Consider the following 17923-nt stretch of genomic DNA (forward strand, 5'->3'; position numbering starts at 1 on the left):
CTTTTTGCGGCGGGAAAAAGAACAATAAAAAAAATTGACAAACTTAAAAATTGCTAGTATTTATAATTCAAATAAAAATTATTTGTTTTTGAATTTTTTAGCAGCTTCAATAAAACCAACAAATATAGGATGAGGGTTTGTTATTCTTGATTTCAATTCTGGATGAAACTGAACTCCTATCATAAATGGATGGTCTTTTATTTCTGATATTTCAACCAAATCAGCATCTTTTGTTTTTCCTGTAATTATAAATCCTGCTTTTTCCATTTTATCAATATATTTATTATTAAACTCATATCTATGTCTATGTCTTTCGCTTATTACAGTAGAGTTATATAATTTATGAGCTAAAGAACCCTCTTTTATATTGCATTCAAAAGCACCAAGTCTCATAGTGCCGCCTTTAAGCATGATTTTCTTTTGTTCTTCCATCATAGTAATAATTGGGTTTTTACAATTTTCATTTATCTCTATTGTGTTTGCATCTTCAAGTTTTAATACATTTCTTGCAAACTCTATACTCATAAGCTGCATACCTAAACATATTCCCAAATAAGGAATTTTATTCTCTCTGGCATATTTAATGGCTTTTATCTTTCCTTCTATTCCTCTCTCTCCAAATCCTCCAGGTATAATAAGTCCATTAATATCCTCAAAATATTTTGACATATCATCTTTACCTTCTAATTCTTCTGCATTTATCCATTTTATATCAACGTTAATGTCATTGTATATTCCGCCATGATTTAACGCCTCTATTAATGATATATAAGCATCTTTCATAGATATATATTTTCCAACAACAGCAATAGTAACTTTTTCATTTTGTATAGCTATATTTTTTTGTTTAGCTACCAATTCTGTCCAATGAGATAAATCTATCTTAGCCGTTTCTAATTTAAAATGTTTACATACCACATCAGAAAGCCCCTGAGCTTCAAGCATTAGTGGTACAGAATATATATTAGGTTCATCAAAGTTCTCAAATACATTTTGTTTTGGCAAATTACAGAATAATGCTATTTTAGATTTATGAGATTCTTCTAAATGTTTATTTGTTCTGCATACTAATATATCAGGTATAATACCGCTTTGCATAAGTTCTTTTACACTATGCTGAGTTGGTTTTGTTTTAATCTCTTCAGATGAACTTATAAAAGGTATTAATGTAACATGTATATATAAAACATTATCCTGTCCTAATTCTGTTTTTACCTGTCTTATAGCTTCAATATATGGCAATGATTCTATGTCCCCAATAGTTCCGCCTATTTCTGTGATTACTATATCAGTTTTTTTAGTATCATTTTCTCTGTATATTCTTCTTTTTATTTCATTTGTAATATGAGGTATAACCTGAACAGTTTGTCCAAGATATTTACCTTCTCTTTCCATATTTATAACATGCTGATATATTTTACCAGTAGTAACATTGCTGTATTTATTTAAATTTTCATCAATAAATCTTTCATAATGCCCAATATCCAAATCTGTTTCAGCTCCATCATCAGTAACAAAAACTTCACCATGCTGAAAAGGACTCATAGTACCCGGGTCAAGATTGATGTAAGGGTCTAATTTTTGTATAGTTACACTTAAACCGCGAGCCTTTAATAGCCTTCCAAGTGAAGCAGCTGTTATACCTTTACCAAGTCCAGATACAACTCCGCCTGTTACAAATATGTATTTAGTATCCATAGTTTCCTCTGTTATTCCTTTAATATTTTGATTATAAACAATATCATTAAAAAAATATAAAATCAAGGTAAATTTTTTATTAATTGTAATATTTTTTGTTATATATTAGAAATAAAAAATTAAAAATAATTTTTTTAGAGGTGTTAGTTATGATGAGATTGTTTATTAGTTTGGTTATAGTTTTGTTTTTAGCTTCTTGTACAGCTTCAAACAATAAAGAAGAAAATAATGCCCCTTCAGAAGTGGTTGTTGATTATGTTCAAGTGGATTCTCCAAATTCTTTTATTCCTTTAGGTATAGGAATTACAGTAGCCCCTCCAGAACATGGCCAAAATGCTAAATATTTTATAGCTAACAAAGATGTTGCTGAAGTTAATTTTGATTATATGAACAATAATTATACTTATAGAGCTTCAAAAAATACTAATAATTTGCTTTCATTTTATGGGGACTATGTTAATAGCGGGAAAAACTTTACAGAAGAAGAAAATAATATTGTTGTAGAATATAATATCGCTTCAAATAATGAAAAGTTTACATTATGGAGAGTAGATGATGTTTATTATATTTTATCAACACAGGCAGAAAATGATAAAGATTTAACTAATCTTTCGTCGCTTTATATAAAATCAATACATTGGCATAAGCAATAATATTTTTCTGTTATTGATAAATTTGCTTAAAAATAAATAGTTATTTCTTTTGTAAACTATTACATATACTCTATAGATAGATTGAAAACTAATAATATTAACAAATTATTTTTAATTTTTATTAATAATAATTAAAAACAGCTATTAATATTAGCGAATAATTGACAATTATTATTAGTAAAATATACTATATTATATACAAAATATTGGAGTTTATATAGATGAAAAAAATTAGCATTATTTTACTAATGATTTTTTTTGCTTTATCATCATGCAATAATACTGCAGCAAAAAAATCTACAAACAGCGGTGAGTTAACTATCATACACATGAATGATACGCATGGAAAAGATGAAGAAGAAATGATAGTAAATAAAGAAATAACCCCTCCGGAAACTAATTATATGTATGGGGCAGCAAGAAGGGCGACATATATAAAAGATGTGAGAGCAACTAATAATAATGTTTTAGTTCTTCATGCTGGGGATACTATTACAGGAAGCGTTTATTCTACAGTATTTATGGGAAGAGATGAAGTTGATATTATGAATATGATAGGAGTTGATGCTGCTGCTGTTGGAAACCATTTTGTAGATTATGGACTTGACAATTTTACTGAGATAATGAAAGAGAGAAAATTCCCTACTCTATCTATAAACATAAAAAATAAAAATGATAATAGCTATTATGCTTTACCATATATAGTAACAAATGTAAATGGTCTTAATGTAGCTATAATAGGCATTACAACCACAGATTCTGTTTATAATCCTAAATATGTTCAAGGGTTAGTATTTGAAAAAGAGATAGACTCATTAAAAAGTTTCTTAAAATCTACACCTCTTAATACAACCAATGATGTTACAATACTTTTGAGCCATGTAGGCTATGAGGGTGATAAAAAAATAGCCGAAGCTTTCCCTAAAACTTTTGATATAATAGTTGGAGGACACAGCCACACTGTATTAGAAGAAGCAGACATTGTAAACGGCACACCTATAGTACAGGCTGGATATTATGGAAGATATTTAGGACAAATAGATTTATCTGTAAATAATGGCAAAATAGAAAAATTTAATTATAAACTCATACCTATGGACGGTAATATCAAACAAGATACTGATATGCTATCATTTATTGATGAGATGAAAGGAACTGTAGATAAAGAGTTTAATGTTAGAATAGGTACTTTACCTGTAGAACTCGTTCATGATGGCATAAGGTCTAATTCTATGGCAATAGGCAATTTTGCTTGTGATTTGGTGTTAGATTCTTATGACAATTTGGATATGGTATTAATGAACTCTGGCGGGCTTAGAACTCCATTAAAAAAAGGCGATATAACATTGGGTAATATACAAAATGAGTTTTTCCCATTTGATAATGAAGTTGTATTGGTTACATTAACAGGAAAAGATATTTTAGATATGCTTAAAATATCCGGACAAAAGAGAGGTGCTGGTGCTTTTCTGCAGTTATCTAGAGGAATGGAAGTAAAATATAATGCTAATGGAGAATTATTATCTGCTACTTTAAATGGTGAAAATATTGATGAGACAAAAGATTATACTGTTGCTTTATCAAGTTTTGTATTTTTGGGAGGAGATGGTTATCAGGATGCCAATGGAAAAGCTATAGGAGAAAAGGGCAAAAACATAGTTATGACTGGTAATGATATGCGTGATGCCATGATAGCAAAAATTAAAGAGCTTAATAATATACCAGAAAGCTATATAGATAATAAACAAAGAGTAATATTTGAATAAAATAATTTAATATTCAATTTTAAAAAAAGAGCCTGTTTTTTATAAAGCAGGCTCTTTATTTTTTATAAAATGCCTTTTAAAATATTCTTGTAAAAAATCAGTATATATGTTAATTTTTATGCATATAATTTTATATATTTTATATAATTTTTATTGGAGTTTAAAAAATGGAGATAAGTATTGAAGAATTAGAAAATAATACTTCTGTAATAAAATTAGTAGGAGATATTGATGTTTATAGTTCTACTGATGTAAAAGATGCTATAAACTCGCAAATAGACTTCGGTGCAAAAAGAATAATTATAGATATGGAAGATGTATATTATATAGACAGCAGCGGAATAGGAGTTTTCGTATATGAAATGGGCTATTTTAAAAAAGTCAATGGTAAAATAGGAATAGTAAAAATTACAGAAAATGTGAGAAAAGTTTTTGAATTAACTAAAATTATTAGCTTCTTTCCTATATTTATGACAGTGTCAGAGGCTTTAGAAAAGTTGTAAAATAATTCTTGATTTTTTATTTAATAGTTATACAATTAATATCAAATTATATTAAAGAAAAGAACTTATGAATAGATTAATTTTTATTAGAAATGTTTTTATAATGTTTTTAATTTGTTTTAGTGTTTTTTCAAATACCCAACTATTTGCAGCTGAGAGTATTAATGATTATATTATGGAAGAGATAGGAGATAACACAGAACATCCTTTCTTCACAATACCTATAAAATTAGGACATTATATAGATTTTGATTTTAAAATAACAAAACATATTATTTTGGTAACAGTAGCAGGTATTTTATCTATACTTAGTATGAAATATTTAGCTCATAAATTAAAAAGGCCATTTAATAAGCCAACATATTTACAAAATTTATTAGAAATTATAATAGATTATATGAATAAAGATGTTATAGGGGCGGCTTTGGGTGAAGAAGGCAAAAAATATGTACCTTTCTGCTTAACTGTATTTTTATTCGTATTATTTTCTAATCTTTTGGGGCTTTTACCTGCTTTAATAAAATTACCCACAGAAGATGGGCATTACGCTTATTTGGCAGGCGGTTTAGGAGCTAATATTGGTTTTACTGGGGCTGTAGCTTTATTAGTGTTTATTGTCTACATATTCGCAGGAATAAGAAAGAAAGGAATAATAAAATACTGGGTAAAATTAGTACCAAAAGGGCTTCCAATACCTTTAATACCTATAATATGGGTTTTAGAGTTTATCACTTTATTTAATAGAGCATTTGCTTTAACTATTCGTTTGTTTGCCAACATCACAGGCGGGCATATAATGATGATAGTAATACCTTATCTTATCATCATGTCTGGAAGTTTATTAGTTTCGCCTTTTGCGGTATTATTTTTAAGTTTTATATATGTACTTGAGATGTTTGTTGCTGTTTTACAAGCTTATATATTCTCATTGTTATCGGCGGTTTATATACAGATTGCCATTAGCGATGAGCATTAATTATAAATTAAATTATATTTTTTAATAAAAGGAGTAAAAAAATGGAATTTGCTATAATAGGAGCTACTATAGGAGCAGGACTTGCAGCTATTGGAGTTGGTTTGGGTATAGGTTTTATAGGTTCAAGAGCAGTTGAAGGTATTGCTAGACAGCCTGAGGCTTCTGGTAAGATACAAACAGCTATGCTTATTTCTGCTGCTTTAATAGAAGGTGTTGGTTTATTTGCTTTAGTTATATGTATTTTAGCTTTATTTACAAAGTAATATTTAAGAGTATTGATTATAATAAATGGGGGTAAATACCTATGGCACTTTTAAAAATAGATCCGGGTATTATTATATGGACTTGGATTACATTTTTATTAGTTCTTGCTGTACTTGGAGCTTCTACTTGGAAGATTATTCTTAAAGGTTTAAATGCACGTGCAGATAAGATACAAGAAGACTTGGAAGAGGCAGAAAAGACTAGGGAAAATGCTAAGAAATCCTTGGCTGCATATAGGGAACAAATAGATAATGCTAAAACAGAAGCTAGTTCTATAATAGAAAATGCTAGGATTGAGGCTAATAGGGTTAGAGATAAAATTATTGGCAATGCTCGTGAAGAGGCTGAGTCCCATAAAAATAAAATACTCTCTGAAATTGATAGAGCTAAAGATGAAGCTATGGGAAATGTAAGAAAACAGGCAGTAGATATTGCTGTTGTTATGGCTGAAACTATATTAAAAAGAAATATAGATAAAAATGATAATCAAGCTTTGATAAATGAGTTTGTAAATAATTTTGAAAAAGATAATAATAAATAAATATGTATCTCTATAAAAAATAGGGCTTTATTAAAATGAATAATGATGAAAAATTATTGACACCAGCTGCTAATGCTATATTTAATATAGCTAAAGATGCTAGTTTAATAAATGAAACATATAATGAGCTTAAAGAATGCTGTAAATTATTTGAAGATGAAGAAATAAGAAAATATTTCGCTGATAAAACAATAGATAAAAGAGAAAAAACTGAACTTATAAAAAAAAAGTTAAAACCTATATTTTCTAAGGAAGTTTTTTCTTTTATCAATTTACTTATAGAAAATGATATTATCAATGAATTATCGAATATAGTTGATATTTACGGCAAAATGCTTGATGAACATAATAATACTGTGAGAGTAAAAATTGTTTGTGCTTACAGTATAAACGAAGAAGCTGTAAAAAAAATAATAGATACTATAAAATCATTTTCTGATAAAAAAATAGATTATGTTATAGAAATAGATGATACTTTAATAGGCGGTATAATAGTTAATATTGGCGATACAGTTTATGATTATAGTATAAAGAATCAGATAAATATGATGAAAAATAGATTTGTTTAATAATTATTAGTTTATAGAGGAAAATATGGATCCTATAACTGCTGAAATTTTTACAAATTTAAAAACTGAAATATTCAATGAAGTTCAGAAAGAAAAAACTGCTAGATTTAAGCGTATAGTAAAAAATGAGGCAAGTGCTAAAAACTATGCTAAGGCTATGTTTGATGCAGCTAATGAATTAAAAAAGATAGATATTATTAAAAAAGATTTTGACATTATTTATTCATCTTTATTTGAGGATAAGGATACTTTTTCTTTTTTCACTTCAAATTTTATAGATGGAAATGTGAGAGTTGATGTTATTAGAAGAGTATATGATAATAAAATATCTCATGAAGCTCTTAATCTATTATCTATATTAGTAGAGAAGGATTTATTTAATATTTTGCCTGCTATAATAGTGGAATATGAAAACTTATGTAATGAGTTTTATGATATACTCTCTGTAAGGATTACTATTGCCAAAGAATTGGAAGGCATTGAAGAATTAAAAAGAGATATTATAAAGATGGTTAATAAGAATGTTCATTTTTATATTGATATTAACGAATCTATCATAGGCGGTATTATAGTAGAGATAGAAGATATTATATATGATTATAGTATGAAGAGGCTTTTAAATAATGTAAAAGATTCTCTTCTTGCAGAATAATTTTTAAGGAAATGTTTTATGAATATAAAAGCTAATGAAATTGCTGCTTTACTTAAAGAGGAGATAAAAAATTACAAAGCAGATTTTGCTCCTAATGAAGTGGGTGTTGTAGTTGAGGTTGGTGATGGTATAGCAAGGATAGTTGGACTTCCGCATATTATGGCTAACGAGATGATTAAATTTGAATGCGGTGCTATAGGAATAGCTTTTAACTTGGAAGAAGAAACTATTGGTGCTATTGTTTTAGGTGATTATGTCGGCATCAAAGAAGGAAGTAAGGTTAGCAGATTAAAAAGAATATTAGAAGTTCCTGTTGGAGAAGAGCTTTTAGGAAGAGTTGTCAATCCTTTGGGTGTACCTTTAGATGGTAAAGGTGATATTAATACAAGTAAAAGAAGAGTAATAGAATACCCTGCTCCAGGAATTGCAGATAGGCAGGCTGTAAAACAACCTCTTCAAACTGGTATAAAGGCAATAGATTCTATGACTCCTATAGGAAGAGGACAAAGACAGCTTATTATTGGGGACAGAAGCACTGGTAAAACTTCAATTGCTCTTGATACAATTATCAATCAAAAAGATACTGGGGTTATATGTGTATATGTAGCTATAGGTCAAAAGGCTTCTACTGTTGCGGGTGTTGTTGAAACTTTGAGACAGCATAGTGCTTTAGATTATACTATAGTGGTTGCGGCTACTGCTTCAGATTCTGCTCCGCTTTTATATATAGCTCCTTATGCTGGTTGTGCGATGGCAGAATATTTTATGTATGAAGAGAAAAAAGACACTCTCATAATATATGACGACTTATCTAAACAGGCTAATGCATACAGACAAATATCGCTTCTTCTTAGAAGACCTCCTGGAAGAGAGGCTTTTCCTGGTGACGTATTTTATTTGCATTCAAGATTATTGGAAAGAGCTTCAAAACTTAGCGATGAATTAGGCGGAGGCTCTCTAACTGCTTTGCCTATCATTGAAACTCAAGACAATGAAGTATCTGCATATATTCCTACAAACGTAATATCAATTACAGACGGACAGATATATTTGCTCCCAAGTTTGTTTATGAGCGGTGTTCGTCCTGCTATTGATGTTGGTATATCGGTTTCTCGTGTAGGCGGTAATGCTCAAACTAAGGCTATGAAAAAAGTTGCCGGTACTTTGAGGCTTGATTTGGCATCATATAGGTCTCTTGAGGCTTTCTCTCAGCTTGGTATAGGTCTTGATAAGGCTACTTTGGCTCAATTAGACAGAGGTGCTAAAATGGTTGAGCTTCTTAAACAAAAACAATACAGCCCAATACCTGTAGAAGAACAAGTTGTTATATTATTTGCTGCTACAAAGGGATTTTTGGATAATGTGGAATTGGAAAGAGTACCTGAGTTTGAGTGGCGACTTCTTCAATATATGAAAGCTGATAAACAGTATATATTAGATAGCATAAAAGAAAAAAAAGATATTGAAAATATTGAAGAACTCAGCAGCGTAATAGAAGAGTTTAAGGCTAAATTCTAATAGACAATAAAAGTTGTTTTTTAATATAACTGTACATAAAAATCAAAATCAATTAATGAGATTAATGAATCATCTTAAAAATGATTTTGATTTGTATGTGCATTATATAGATAAAAAATATATTTAGCCGCAAAATTGATGAAAATATTAATATATAAATAAGCTATGTAAAAGATTTAGAGGTGAAATAATATGGCAGAAAAACTTAATGTATTAAAAGCAAGAATTAAAGCCGTAACAAGCACACATAAAATCACTAAAACTATGGATATGATAGCCCGTTCTAAGACTGCTAAAATACTCGCAGTAGAGCAAGGTATGAGGCCTTATACACAAAAATTAAATAGAATAGTAGAAGAGCTTTCACATTCAGATATGGACCATTTACATCCCCTACTCTCTCCAAAAAAGACAATAAAAAATATTATATTATTTGTAATAACATCAAGCAGAGGGTTATGCGGTTCTTATAATACAAAAATATTAGATGAGGCAATGGAAAGAATTAGACACCATTATAGACATGGAAGAACTGTTGAGCTTCACGTATTGGGTAAAAAAGGAGAAGTATACTTTGAAAAGCAAAACATACCTATATCACGTAAATATCCCCGTATAGATGAAGAATCCACTTTTGATGATTGCGCTACTGTTGTACAGCGTTTCATGCATGATTATGCTATAGACAGTGCCTCTCGAGTAGAAGTTATATATACAAGATATTATACAAGAGTGGTTCATATACCTAAAATTAAAAGCTTAATACCTATGATTCCAGATGAAGAAGATATAGAAGGAAGAAAAATAAAAAAACAGCTTGATTATTTAATAGAGCCAAATAGAGAAGATGTATTAAAAGAGATTGTACCTTTAGCTATAACAACTTACTTTTACTTTATGATTACAAGTTCTTTTTTATCAGAAAATGCTGAGAGGGCTATCGCTATGAGAAATGCCACTGATAATGCAGAAAGACTACTTGAAGACTTAAAAAATAAAGCTAACAGAGCTAGACAAGAACATATTACTAATGAACTTCTTGATATTATAGGCGGTTCTGAAGCTATTAATTAATTAATTATATTATATAAAACTTTTAGTAATATATTATTTGTTTTACTATCTGATATTGTAACTCTTAAAAAATCTTTTAAGACATTACTCTCTTCATAGTTTTTTACATAAATATTGTTCTTTTTAAGTTCATCATATATATATTGAGAGTTTTTATTTGGGTGTTTTATAAGAAGAAAATTTGCTTTAGAAGGTAAAACCAAAAAACCTTCCTTACTTAATAAAATCTCCATTTTATCTCTTTCTAATATTATAGAACTTATATTTTTTATAGAAGTTTCTTTATCATTAATTGAAGCTATTGCTATTTTTTCTGATAATTTATTTATGCCGTATTTTTGTCTTATACAAGAAAACTTTTCTATATTAGTTTTATTTGATATCAAAAAGTTTATATTAAGTCCTGATAATGAATGAGAATGTGCTATAGAAGAGATTATAACTATATTATTATATTTCTCTATTAACCTCACAGCACTATCCCAAGCAAAACTTATATATGACTCATCTAATACATATATATTATTATTGTTTATATATTTTTCTATATTTTCTATATAAAGACCTGTTTCTGCATTTGGGTTGCTTGTTATTATTATGCTTTTTTTTATTTTTACTAAGGCATCTAAATCTATATTATAATCTTCTTTCACTTTAATAGTATCATAACTAATTTTTGAATACTCTAAAATATTTTTATATAAATCCCTATAAGGCTCTTGTAATAATATTTTTTTATTTTCAAATGAATTTAATATACAGTAAAAAGCCTCATACATTCCATTAACAGATATAATATTATCCTTATCAATATTAAGATTACTCGCCATAGCCAAATCCAATTCTTTGGCACTATAATCCGGGAAAAGCCTAAAAGATTCTATATCAAAACTTTCAAGCTCTTTTATAATATTTTTTGAAGGTTTATATGGATTTTCATTTTTATCTAATCTAATTTCTTTTATTTCTTTTTTCATAACCATTATTATATACTAAAAAGCATATAAAAACAAATTAGTGTAATAAATATTGTATTTGTTTCAAAATATTAATAAATGTTTGAAGCATCTTTATTTATAGTATTTTTAAATTTAATAATGCGGCTTTGCACCTATGAAACTTACCAGAAGGATAAAAACTTTAATGAAGTAGACAAAGCATAAACGGCAGAAAAAAGTTGAAAAAAAAAAAAATAACTTCTATCACACAATATAGTTGTTTAGGTATATATTAAAAAATATAAAAAAGGCAGACTAAATAGCCTGCCAATTATTTATATATTATTATTTTATTTATTAGAAGAATTATTTTTGCTTGTTGTATCCATTCCAGATATACTGTAGCGCATTTCAGTATCAGCCATAATGTTTTTCATATTATAATAGTCTAATACTCCAATATTTCCATTTTTTAAAGCCTCAGCAATAGCAAGCGGTAACTGACTTTCTGCCTCAACAACTTTAGCCTTCATCTCTTCAACTTGAGCTTTCATCTCTTGTTCACGAGCAATAGCCATAACGCGTCTCTCTTCAGCCTTAGCCTGAGCAATTTTCTTATCTGCCTCAGCTTGGTCAATTTGAAGAACAGCACCAATATTGCTTCCAACATCCACATCAGCAATATCTATAGAAAGTATCTCAAAAGCAGTGCCCGAATCAAGCCCCTTAGCAGAAACGACCTGTGATATTCTATCAGGATTTTCTAACACCTCTTTATGTGTAGCAGCACTGCCTATAGTAGTAACAATACCCTCGCCTACTCTCGCAATAATAGTCTCTTCTCCAGCACCTCCAACAAGTCTGTTAATGTTTGTTCTAACAGTAACCCTCGCAGTAGCTTTTACCTGTATACCGTCTTTAGCAACAGCAGCAATTAATGGCGTAGCAATAACTCTTGGAGAAACTGATGTTCTTATAGCATCAACTAAATCTCTTCCAGCTAAGTCTATAGCAGCAGCTCTCTCAAAACTTAAATCTAATGAAGCTTTATCAGCAGCAATCAAAGCATCAGCAACAGCAGTAGGATTACCCCCAGCTAAATAATGTGCCTCAAGTTCATTGCTGTTTATTTTTAATCCTGCCTTCCATAACTTAATTTGATTTAACACTATCAAAGAAGGATTAACTCTCCTCAAACGCATAGTAAGCAAAGTAATGATGCTAATTCTCACCCCAGAAAATAAAGCAGTAATCCATAAACCTAATGGGAAAAATCTAAAGAAAATAATTAAAAATATTACTATAATTATTATTCCAACAAACATAGGTGCTATTCCAGCCCCCCAAAATAAATCAAACATCATAATCTCCTTAATTTTATTTTGAATTTTATTTTTTAATTATGAACATAAGTTCCTATATTTTCGCCTTTAATAGCCTTTGTAATATTGCCCATCTTATTCATATTAAACACCCTAATAGGCATATTATTATCATTAGCCATAGCAAAAGCAGTCATATCCATAACGCGTAAGTTTTGATTAATAGCCTCTTTGAAAGTAATATCATCATACATAACAGCATCTTTATTGGTTTTAGGGTCTTTATTATAAACCCCATCAACATTAGTACCCTTTAATACAATAGAAGCACCAATCTCTAAAGCTCTCAATATAGAAGTGCTGTCTGTAGTAAAGTAAGGGTTAGATGTACCTCCTGCTATTATAAGCACATTGCCCCTTTCTAATATACGAATAGCCTTATCTCTTTCAAACCCCTCTATCATTCCTTCAATATTGAAAGCAGAAAGTATCTGTGTAGGAGTACCAGCAGCCATAAATCTGTCTTTCAAAGCAATGGCATTCATTATAGTAGCAAGCATACCCATAGAATCTGCAGTAGCTCTCACCATGCCTGTTTTGTTAGAAAGCTGCATCCCTCTAAATATGTTGCCTCCTCCCACAACAACAGCTATTTGAGTATTGTTTCCAGCCTCTTTCATCTCCATAGCTATTCTGTCTACAACATTATTATCTATACCATAGTCCTTTTCGCCAAGCAAAGCTTCACCTGATATTTTAAGAAGCACAGTTTGTTTCATAATACAATTTCCTCTTTTTGTATTTAAATTTATATGATTATACTTTATTTTTTTTCTATTATCAAGCAAAAAAGTTATTATAATTCAGGAGCATGATCGCCCTTATATTCTCCATCTGGGTGTTTGGTGCATTTTAATGAAGTGAGAAGCCTTATCGTTTTATACTGATAGCCGCAATATTTACAAGTATACATCTCTTTTTCTGCGCCTTCATAAAGCTTATGCCTATTTAAATAAGGTCCTTCCAAAGCTTTTTCGCATCTTTGAGACAATAGTTCATTTAAATTTTTAAAAGTTAAACCGCATCTCTCACAGTAGAGAGTCTGCCTGTTTTTAGACATAGATAAAATAAAAAAAACTGATAATATAAAAATAAATAATAATAATTTTGCTCTCATAAATTATTCTGATAAAATATCTTTATATTTAGAATCCTTAAACTCAATATAAGGCTTTGAGCTTAGCATATGTATAGCCGTGATGAGAGAATAACTAACCCAAGCCTTTTTTTCATCTGCCTTTGAGGAAGATGATTCATTTTTTTTAAGAAGTTCATTTAATGAGTTTGCTATATCATCAATATGCTCTTCAAAAAAATCCTCACACTCATCACAAGTATCCATTGTAGCCTGCCCAGCAACATCATCTATTTTCTTTCCGCACCATACACAATTAACTGCCATTATATACATACTCCTATTATATTAAGAAAGAATAATACTTAACATTACCCTCAACATCCATAGCCTCTATAGTGATAGATGATATATTTTCATCCTCTATAATGATAGTAAAACTTTCACTCATAGAATCCAATATACCATCATCCGGAACTATGTATAACCACTCATTACTAATAGCAGAATATCTTACTGTTTTCAAGAATGATAATTTGTCAGATAATTTAAATGTAATTTTTCTTACCTTTCCTTCAGAAACAGATTTAAAATCGAACAATTCAGGAGCTTCATTATCATATTTTATATTAAATATCTCAAGAGATTTTGTTTTAATATCTCCAGCCGGATTATCATATTTATCGCTCGCAGTTATTCTAAAGTCATAAATTCCAGAAGGAAGCAAATAAGACTTAAACTTATAATATTGATTTTCTATATTATCAGCAATAAGCTTATAATTTTTTTCACCTTTTAATCTATATTCTAAAGTATATGTCAATTTGTCTCCATTAGGGTCAGTCCCCTTCCAATATATCATAGCCTCATTTTCTTCTAATTGAGGAGTTTTAATTTCATCAGAATCATTTTGCTGTCTATAATATGTAGCCAAACCTCCATTAATAACATCAGGAGCTAAATTGTTCTCTACATAAGTAAAATCCATAGAGCTTAATATTGGGCTTATCTCTGGATTTGTAGTTTTCATTGTAACTTTGTATTGTACAAATCTTCCGTTAGGAGCTTCTATTTTGCCATTATCTTTTATAGGCTTAAACTCGCTCCAAGTCTCATCAACTCTTGCAACATTTCCGCTTCTCATCTCTATAGTAATGCTAGAACCGTCTGGAATAGTAGTTACAGCATTTAAACTTCCAAATCTGCTAAGTACTCTCAAATCTAAAGTATCGCTTGTAAAAGTGCCTTCTGTTGGATATTTATTGTCCATTTTGTATATTTCACCAGTCTTTGATATAGCAAAATAAAGTCCATTATCTGTAGCAGCAAAAGTTGATAATATTTTATTTCTTAAACCGCCTATATATGATAATAGACCGTCATTTCCATTTATTCTATAAACATCAGCAGAATCGCCTGTAACAAAATATATATTATTGTTATTGTCGCTGCTTAGAGCAAATACTAATGTTTGATTTAAGAAGAAAAGTCTCTGAACTGTGCCGTTTGTATCTGCTTTATATAGAGAATTTCTAAACTCTTTATCGCTGTCTTCTACTGTTTTTCCGCTGTCTATTATAGAAGGAAGTATTAAATATGACGGCTCTCTTGTAGCTGTACCAAAATATAAATTGCCTATATTATCCATAGTGATGGCATATACTTCATTTTGTGCTGTATCATAAAGCACATTATATGAAGGGTTTTCAACATTTGTAGATAAATCAATATATAATACAAGTCCCCTTCCAGCAGTTCCTACATATAATTTATTTTGATTTTTATCATAATATAATGACATAGCATGCTGTTCTTCTGTTTTTAATATTTCAGTAATCTTTCCATCATTAACAGATACTTTTAACACTCTTGCATTGTTTCCGCCTGCTGCTAAATATAAATTGCCGTTAGCATCAAATTTCATGTCCCATATATAAGTATCATCAACATCTTTAGCCCAAATCTCTTTTCCGTTACTGTCGTATTTCATAATTTTTGCATAAGGTCCAACTGCCGCATAAACATTACCAGCATCATCACTAATTACAGCAGTAAAAGCATTGTCATTATCAGATTTTACAAAAAGGCTGAAATTAGTTTCATTAGCATTTTTTTTATATAGTTCAGCACCACTTCCGCTTATAGCAGCATACATACTGCCGTCTTTAGCAGGATAGATTTTCCATATATATTTGCCGTCTATAGAACTTTCTTTTTCTATTAGAGGAGCTAAACTCAAAGAACCCTGCTCTGTAAGCATTATTCCATTATAAAGTCCATTATCATAAAACCCCTTTTTTGTGCTGGCATAATTTCTTGTTACAACAGCAAAAACATTAGAAGATGATAATATTAGTATAGTTTGCAGTATAAAAATTATCTTAGCGATTTTCATATTTTTTAGCCCCTTCAATTATTATATCTATTTTCATTAAACCAAGTATAGAATATGGCATATTATAATTTCCATTTATATCAGTAATAACAGCCGCCTTGTCTGACGTAGCGTCTTTTGCCATTACACCATATTTAGACATAGGAAGAGTTGGATAAGAATATTCCCCTATCTGAACTCCCCTCGATGATGAATACAGCCAAACCTTTAATGCCTTATCATCATAAGACTTGCTATAATATTTCATCACATCATCTAAACTTCTAATTTTATATTTATTAGGCATAAACAATTTTTGTGCATAAGCATATATATATTCATTGGCAGCATATATAGAATAAACATCTGTATTAAGATTAACAGGCAATTTTACAGGTATATCTACATAAGTTTTTTCTTTGCCGTAAGGAGTAACACCAACTCTTAAATGTATAGTCTCCCCTGCAACAGCTCTAGGCTCTAATAATGTAATATCATTAATAAAACCATATTCCAAATTGCTTCTTTTTACAGATAATTTGATAGATTTTATAGCTACCCTATTAAAGTTATTGTATATAAAGAAATCTATAGGAGCTACAAGCTGATTAATAGCCTCTCTAAAAGCATCTTTTGAAGAATAAGAAAGTATTCTCTCTTCTATTTTATAAGGCTCATCAAAATAATCAGTTTCAATCTCATAGCTTATGCTAAACACCCCTTCCTCTTCGCTTCCTGCAGTAGAACTAATAGCCTCATATATAGCCATAGAAAGAAGGTCTGAGAAATATGTAGGGTCATTTAATACTCTTAAATTAAAATCTCTGTTTAAGAAATTCTGGTCTTCAACTTTAAGACTAACAGGTATCATAGTATCTTCAGGCACCTCACCATATACTCCAGACACCCCAAAAGTGCCGTCATAAACAGTATAACCCAAATAATTAGAATAAGCAGCACCTATCTTAAAAGAAGAAGCAACAGAAGCCACTATATGATTAATATAAGCCCTTGAAACAGGAGCTCTCAAATGCCCTTTGCCCCACATAGAGTGCCCAAAAAGCAAAAACTTCTCATCATCAGTATGCGAAACAGTACCAACTCCAGCTATAGATAAATCCCCATCAACCAAAACTATAGCAACAGAATCCCCAAACAAAAACTTACTGCTTTGATTAGTGTCAGATACAGTTCCTCCAGCTTGCATAGGGTAAAAACCCATCTCTTTAAACTTTGAAGAATATTCATTAAAAGAATTAGCATTAAACCCAGAAAACATTAAAGGAGTCTGTAAAGCATTTCCAGCCTTTAATCCTGTAGGTCTCATATTAGTGTCATTATATAATTTATACATCTCTTCTATAGGAGTAACACCCGCAATAGGGTCTTTAGAATAATTCCAACCAAAAGCCAAAGCACCTGCTATTTTACCGTCAAAATATATAGGAGAACCGCTCATTCCTGCAACAGTTCCGGAATGCTCTAAATTAAGCCCCTCTAACTGTATAAGTATAGCGTCGCTTCCATTCCACATTTTTCTTAATACAGATATTACTTTTACTTTAAATGGCTCCACATTTGTACCATGTATTACAGTATAGCCCACTCCTTCCATACCCTCTTTTATTTCACTCATAGGTATCACCTCTGGATTATCCGGAGGCATAGGTGGGAGCTCTTCTTGTGCGAATAATAAATTAACTGATAGTATAAAAATTATAAATGCTATTTTTCTCATAATGCCCATATCTAATTTGAATTTTATAAATAATAATAACCTATATTTTACATAATAATAAAAAATTATATAATAGTTTTTTATTTTATACAAACACTTTTAAACATAATAAAACTGCTTGACTTAGTTATAAATGTTGTTTATCATTATAGCATTAAAAAATTATATTATATATAGTAAATAATTTTTTACTTTATATATT

18 protein-coding genes are annotated in these 17923 nt (G+C 29.8%); 10 read left to right on the top strand and 8 right to left on the bottom strand.

The features are described from left to right. Positions 1 to 78: 78 nt before the first annotated feature. Entirely contained in the window at positions 79 to 1698 is a 1620-nt protein-coding gene (locus R4I97_RS00415; RefSeq protein ID WP_335783192.1) for a CTP synthase, read from the bottom strand. A 149-nt stretch (positions 1699 to 1847) separates the two neighbouring features. Between R4I97_RS00415 and R4I97_RS00420 the strand changes: the two genes are divergently transcribed. From R4I97_RS00420 to atpG, 10 genes are all read left to right on the top strand, one after another. Further along, entirely contained in the window at positions 1848 to 2351 is a 504-nt protein-coding gene (locus R4I97_RS00420) for a hypothetical protein (protein WP_335783193.1), read from the top strand. A 221-nt stretch (positions 2352 to 2572) separates the two neighbouring features. After that, positions 2573 to 4117, top strand: a complete 1545-nt coding sequence (locus R4I97_RS00425; RefSeq protein ID WP_335783194.1) for a bifunctional metallophosphatase/5'-nucleotidase — start codon at positions 2573 to 2575, stop codon at positions 4115 to 4117. Between the two features lie 167 nt (positions 4118 to 4284). Then, positions 4285 to 4620 (top strand): STAS domain-containing protein, encoded by a 336-nt coding sequence (locus R4I97_RS00430; RefSeq protein WP_335783195.1) that lies wholly within the window; start codon positions 4285 to 4287, stop codon positions 4618 to 4620. Positions 4621 to 4723: 103 nt separating this feature from the next. Next, complete coding sequence (gene atpB / locus R4I97_RS00435) at positions 4724 to 5596, top strand: F0F1 ATP synthase subunit A (protein WP_420535683.1); 873 nt, start codon at positions 4724 to 4726, stop codon at positions 5594 to 5596. A gap of 41 nt (positions 5597 to 5637) precedes the next feature. After that, a complete protein-coding gene (atpE, locus tag R4I97_RS00440) occupies positions 5638 to 5859 on the top strand; it encodes an ATP synthase F0 subunit C (protein ID WP_013243520.1) in 222 nt (73 codons plus the stop codon). A gap of 41 nt (positions 5860 to 5900) precedes the next feature. Beyond that, a complete protein-coding gene (gene atpF / locus R4I97_RS00445) occupies positions 5901 to 6401 on the top strand; it encodes a F0F1 ATP synthase subunit B (RefSeq protein WP_335783197.1) in 501 nt (166 codons plus the stop codon). A gap of 35 nt (positions 6402 to 6436) precedes the next feature. Next, entirely contained in the window at positions 6437 to 6970 is a 534-nt protein-coding gene (atpH, locus tag R4I97_RS00450) for an ATP synthase F1 subunit delta (protein ID WP_335783198.1), read from the top strand. Positions 6971 to 6995: 25 nt separating this feature from the next. Beyond that, positions 6996 to 7622 carry an ATP synthase F1 subunit delta gene (gene atpH / locus R4I97_RS00455; RefSeq protein ID WP_335783199.1) on the top strand — a complete coding sequence of 209 codons (627 nt, stop codon included), beginning with the start codon at positions 6996 to 6998 and terminating at the stop codon, positions 7620 to 7622. An 18-nt stretch (positions 7623 to 7640) separates the two neighbouring features. Continuing rightward, positions 7641 to 9140 carry a F0F1 ATP synthase subunit alpha gene (atpA, locus tag R4I97_RS00460; protein ID WP_335783200.1) on the top strand — a complete coding sequence of 500 codons (1500 nt, stop codon included), beginning with the start codon at positions 7641 to 7643 and terminating at the stop codon, positions 9138 to 9140. Between the two features lie 192 nt (positions 9141 to 9332). After that, positions 9333 to 10214 carry an ATP synthase F1 subunit gamma gene (gene atpG / locus R4I97_RS00465; RefSeq protein WP_295296958.1) on the top strand — a complete coding sequence of 294 codons (882 nt, stop codon included), beginning with the start codon at positions 9333 to 9335 and terminating at the stop codon, positions 10212 to 10214. On the opposite strand, the gene R4I97_RS00470 is transcribed toward atpG, so the two are convergent. From R4I97_RS00470 to R4I97_RS00500, 7 genes are all read right to left on the bottom strand, one after another. Further along, positions 10211 to 11191, bottom strand: coding sequence for an aminotransferase class I/II-fold pyridoxal phosphate-dependent enzyme (locus R4I97_RS00470; protein WP_335783201.1), 981 nt, complete (start codon positions 11189 to 11191; stop codon positions 10211 to 10213). The two genes, atpG and R4I97_RS00470, sit on opposite strands and share 4 nt — an antisense overlap. 311 nt (positions 11192 to 11502) lie before the next feature. Further along, entirely contained in the window at positions 11503 to 12513 is a 1011-nt protein-coding gene (floA, locus tag R4I97_RS00475; RefSeq protein ID WP_335762599.1) for a flotillin-like protein FloA, read from the bottom strand. Positions 12514 to 12548: 35 nt separating this feature from the next. Continuing rightward, a complete protein-coding gene (gene pyrH, locus R4I97_RS00480) occupies positions 12549 to 13253 on the bottom strand; it encodes a UMP kinase (RefSeq protein WP_335783202.1) in 705 nt (234 codons plus the stop codon). 77 nt (positions 13254 to 13330) lie between these two features. Further along, positions 13331 to 13651: a hypothetical protein gene (locus R4I97_RS00485; protein ID WP_335783203.1), complete on the bottom strand. Its 321-nt coding sequence runs from the start codon at positions 13649 to 13651 to the stop codon at positions 13331 to 13333. Between the two features lie 3 nt (positions 13652 to 13654). Further along, on the bottom strand, positions 13655 to 13936 hold the full coding sequence (locus R4I97_RS00490) for a hypothetical protein (protein ID WP_335783204.1): 282 nt from the start codon (positions 13934 to 13936) through the stop codon (positions 13655 to 13657). 16 nt (positions 13937 to 13952) lie between these two features. Next, entirely contained in the window at positions 13953 to 16004 is a 2052-nt protein-coding gene (locus R4I97_RS00495; RefSeq protein ID WP_335783205.1) for a sugar-binding protein, read from the bottom strand. Continuing rightward, positions 15991 to 17730: a SpoIVB peptidase S55 domain-containing protein gene (locus R4I97_RS00500; RefSeq protein WP_335783206.1), complete on the bottom strand. Its 1740-nt coding sequence runs from the start codon at positions 17728 to 17730 to the stop codon at positions 15991 to 15993. The genes R4I97_RS00495 and R4I97_RS00500 overlap by 14 nt, the downstream gene beginning before the upstream one ends. Between the last annotated feature and the right edge of the window lie 193 nt (positions 17731 to 17923).

Source organism: Brachyspira pilosicoli (assembly GCF_036997485.1).
GTDB classification, from domain to species: domain Bacteria; phylum Spirochaetota; class Brachyspiria; order Brachyspirales; family Brachyspiraceae; genus Brachyspira; species Brachyspira pilosicoli_C.

Bases quoted from the DNA above. Each gene is read 5' to 3' on its own strand.
- atpE (WP_013243520.1), top strand. From the start codon at position 5,638: ATGGAATTTGCTATAATAGGAGCTACTATAGGAGCAGGACTTGCAGCT.
- atpF (WP_335783197.1), top strand. From the start codon at position 5,901: ATGGCACTTTTAAAAATAGATCCGGGTATTATTATATGGACTTGGATT.
- atpH (WP_335783199.1), top strand. From the start codon at position 6,996: ATGGATCCTATAACTGCTGAAATTTTTACAAATTTAAAAACTGAAATA.
- R4I97_RS00425 (WP_335783194.1), top strand. From the start codon at position 2,573: ATGAAAAAAATTAGCATTATTTTACTAATGATTTTTTTTGCTTTATCA.
- R4I97_RS00495 (WP_335783205.1), bottom strand. From the start codon at position 16,004: ATGAAAATCGCTAAGATAATTTTTATACTGCAAACTATACTAATATTA.
- R4I97_RS00485 (WP_335783203.1), bottom strand. From the start codon at position 13,651: ATGAGAGCAAAATTATTATTATTTATTTTTATATTATCAGTTTTTTTT.
- floA (WP_335762599.1), bottom strand. From the start codon at position 12,513: ATGTTTGATTTATTTTGGGGGGCTGGAATAGCACCTATGTTTGTTGGA.
- R4I97_RS00415 (WP_335783192.1), bottom strand. From the start codon at position 1,698: ATGGATACTAAATACATATTTGTAACAGGCGGAGTTGTATCTGGACTT.
- pyrH (WP_335783202.1), bottom strand. From the start codon at position 13,253: ATGAAACAAACTGTGCTTCTTAAAATATCAGGTGAAGCTTTGCTTGGC.
- atpB (WP_420535683.1), top strand. From the start codon at position 4,724: ATGTTTTTAATTTGTTTTAGTGTTTTTTCAAATACCCAACTATTTGCA.
- R4I97_RS00470 (WP_335783201.1), bottom strand. From the start codon at position 11,191: ATGAAAAAAGAAATAAAAGAAATTAGATTAGATAAAAATGAAAATCCA.
- R4I97_RS00430 (WP_335783195.1), top strand. From the start codon at position 4,285: ATGGAGATAAGTATTGAAGAATTAGAAAATAATACTTCTGTAATAAAA.
- R4I97_RS00420 (WP_335783193.1), top strand. From the start codon at position 1,848: ATGATGAGATTGTTTATTAGTTTGGTTATAGTTTTGTTTTTAGCTTCT.
- atpH (WP_335783198.1), top strand. From the start codon at position 6,437: ATGAATAATGATGAAAAATTATTGACACCAGCTGCTAATGCTATATTT.
- atpG (WP_295296958.1), top strand. From the start codon at position 9,333: ATGGCAGAAAAACTTAATGTATTAAAAGCAAGAATTAAAGCCGTAACA.
- R4I97_RS00490 (WP_335783204.1), bottom strand. From the start codon at position 13,936: ATGGCAGTTAATTGTGTATGGTGCGGAAAGAAAATAGATGATGTTGCT.
- atpA (WP_335783200.1), top strand. From the start codon at position 7,641: ATGAATATAAAAGCTAATGAAATTGCTGCTTTACTTAAAGAGGAGATA.
- R4I97_RS00500 (WP_335783206.1), bottom strand. From the start codon at position 17,730: ATGGGCATTATGAGAAAAATAGCATTTATAATTTTTATACTATCAGTT.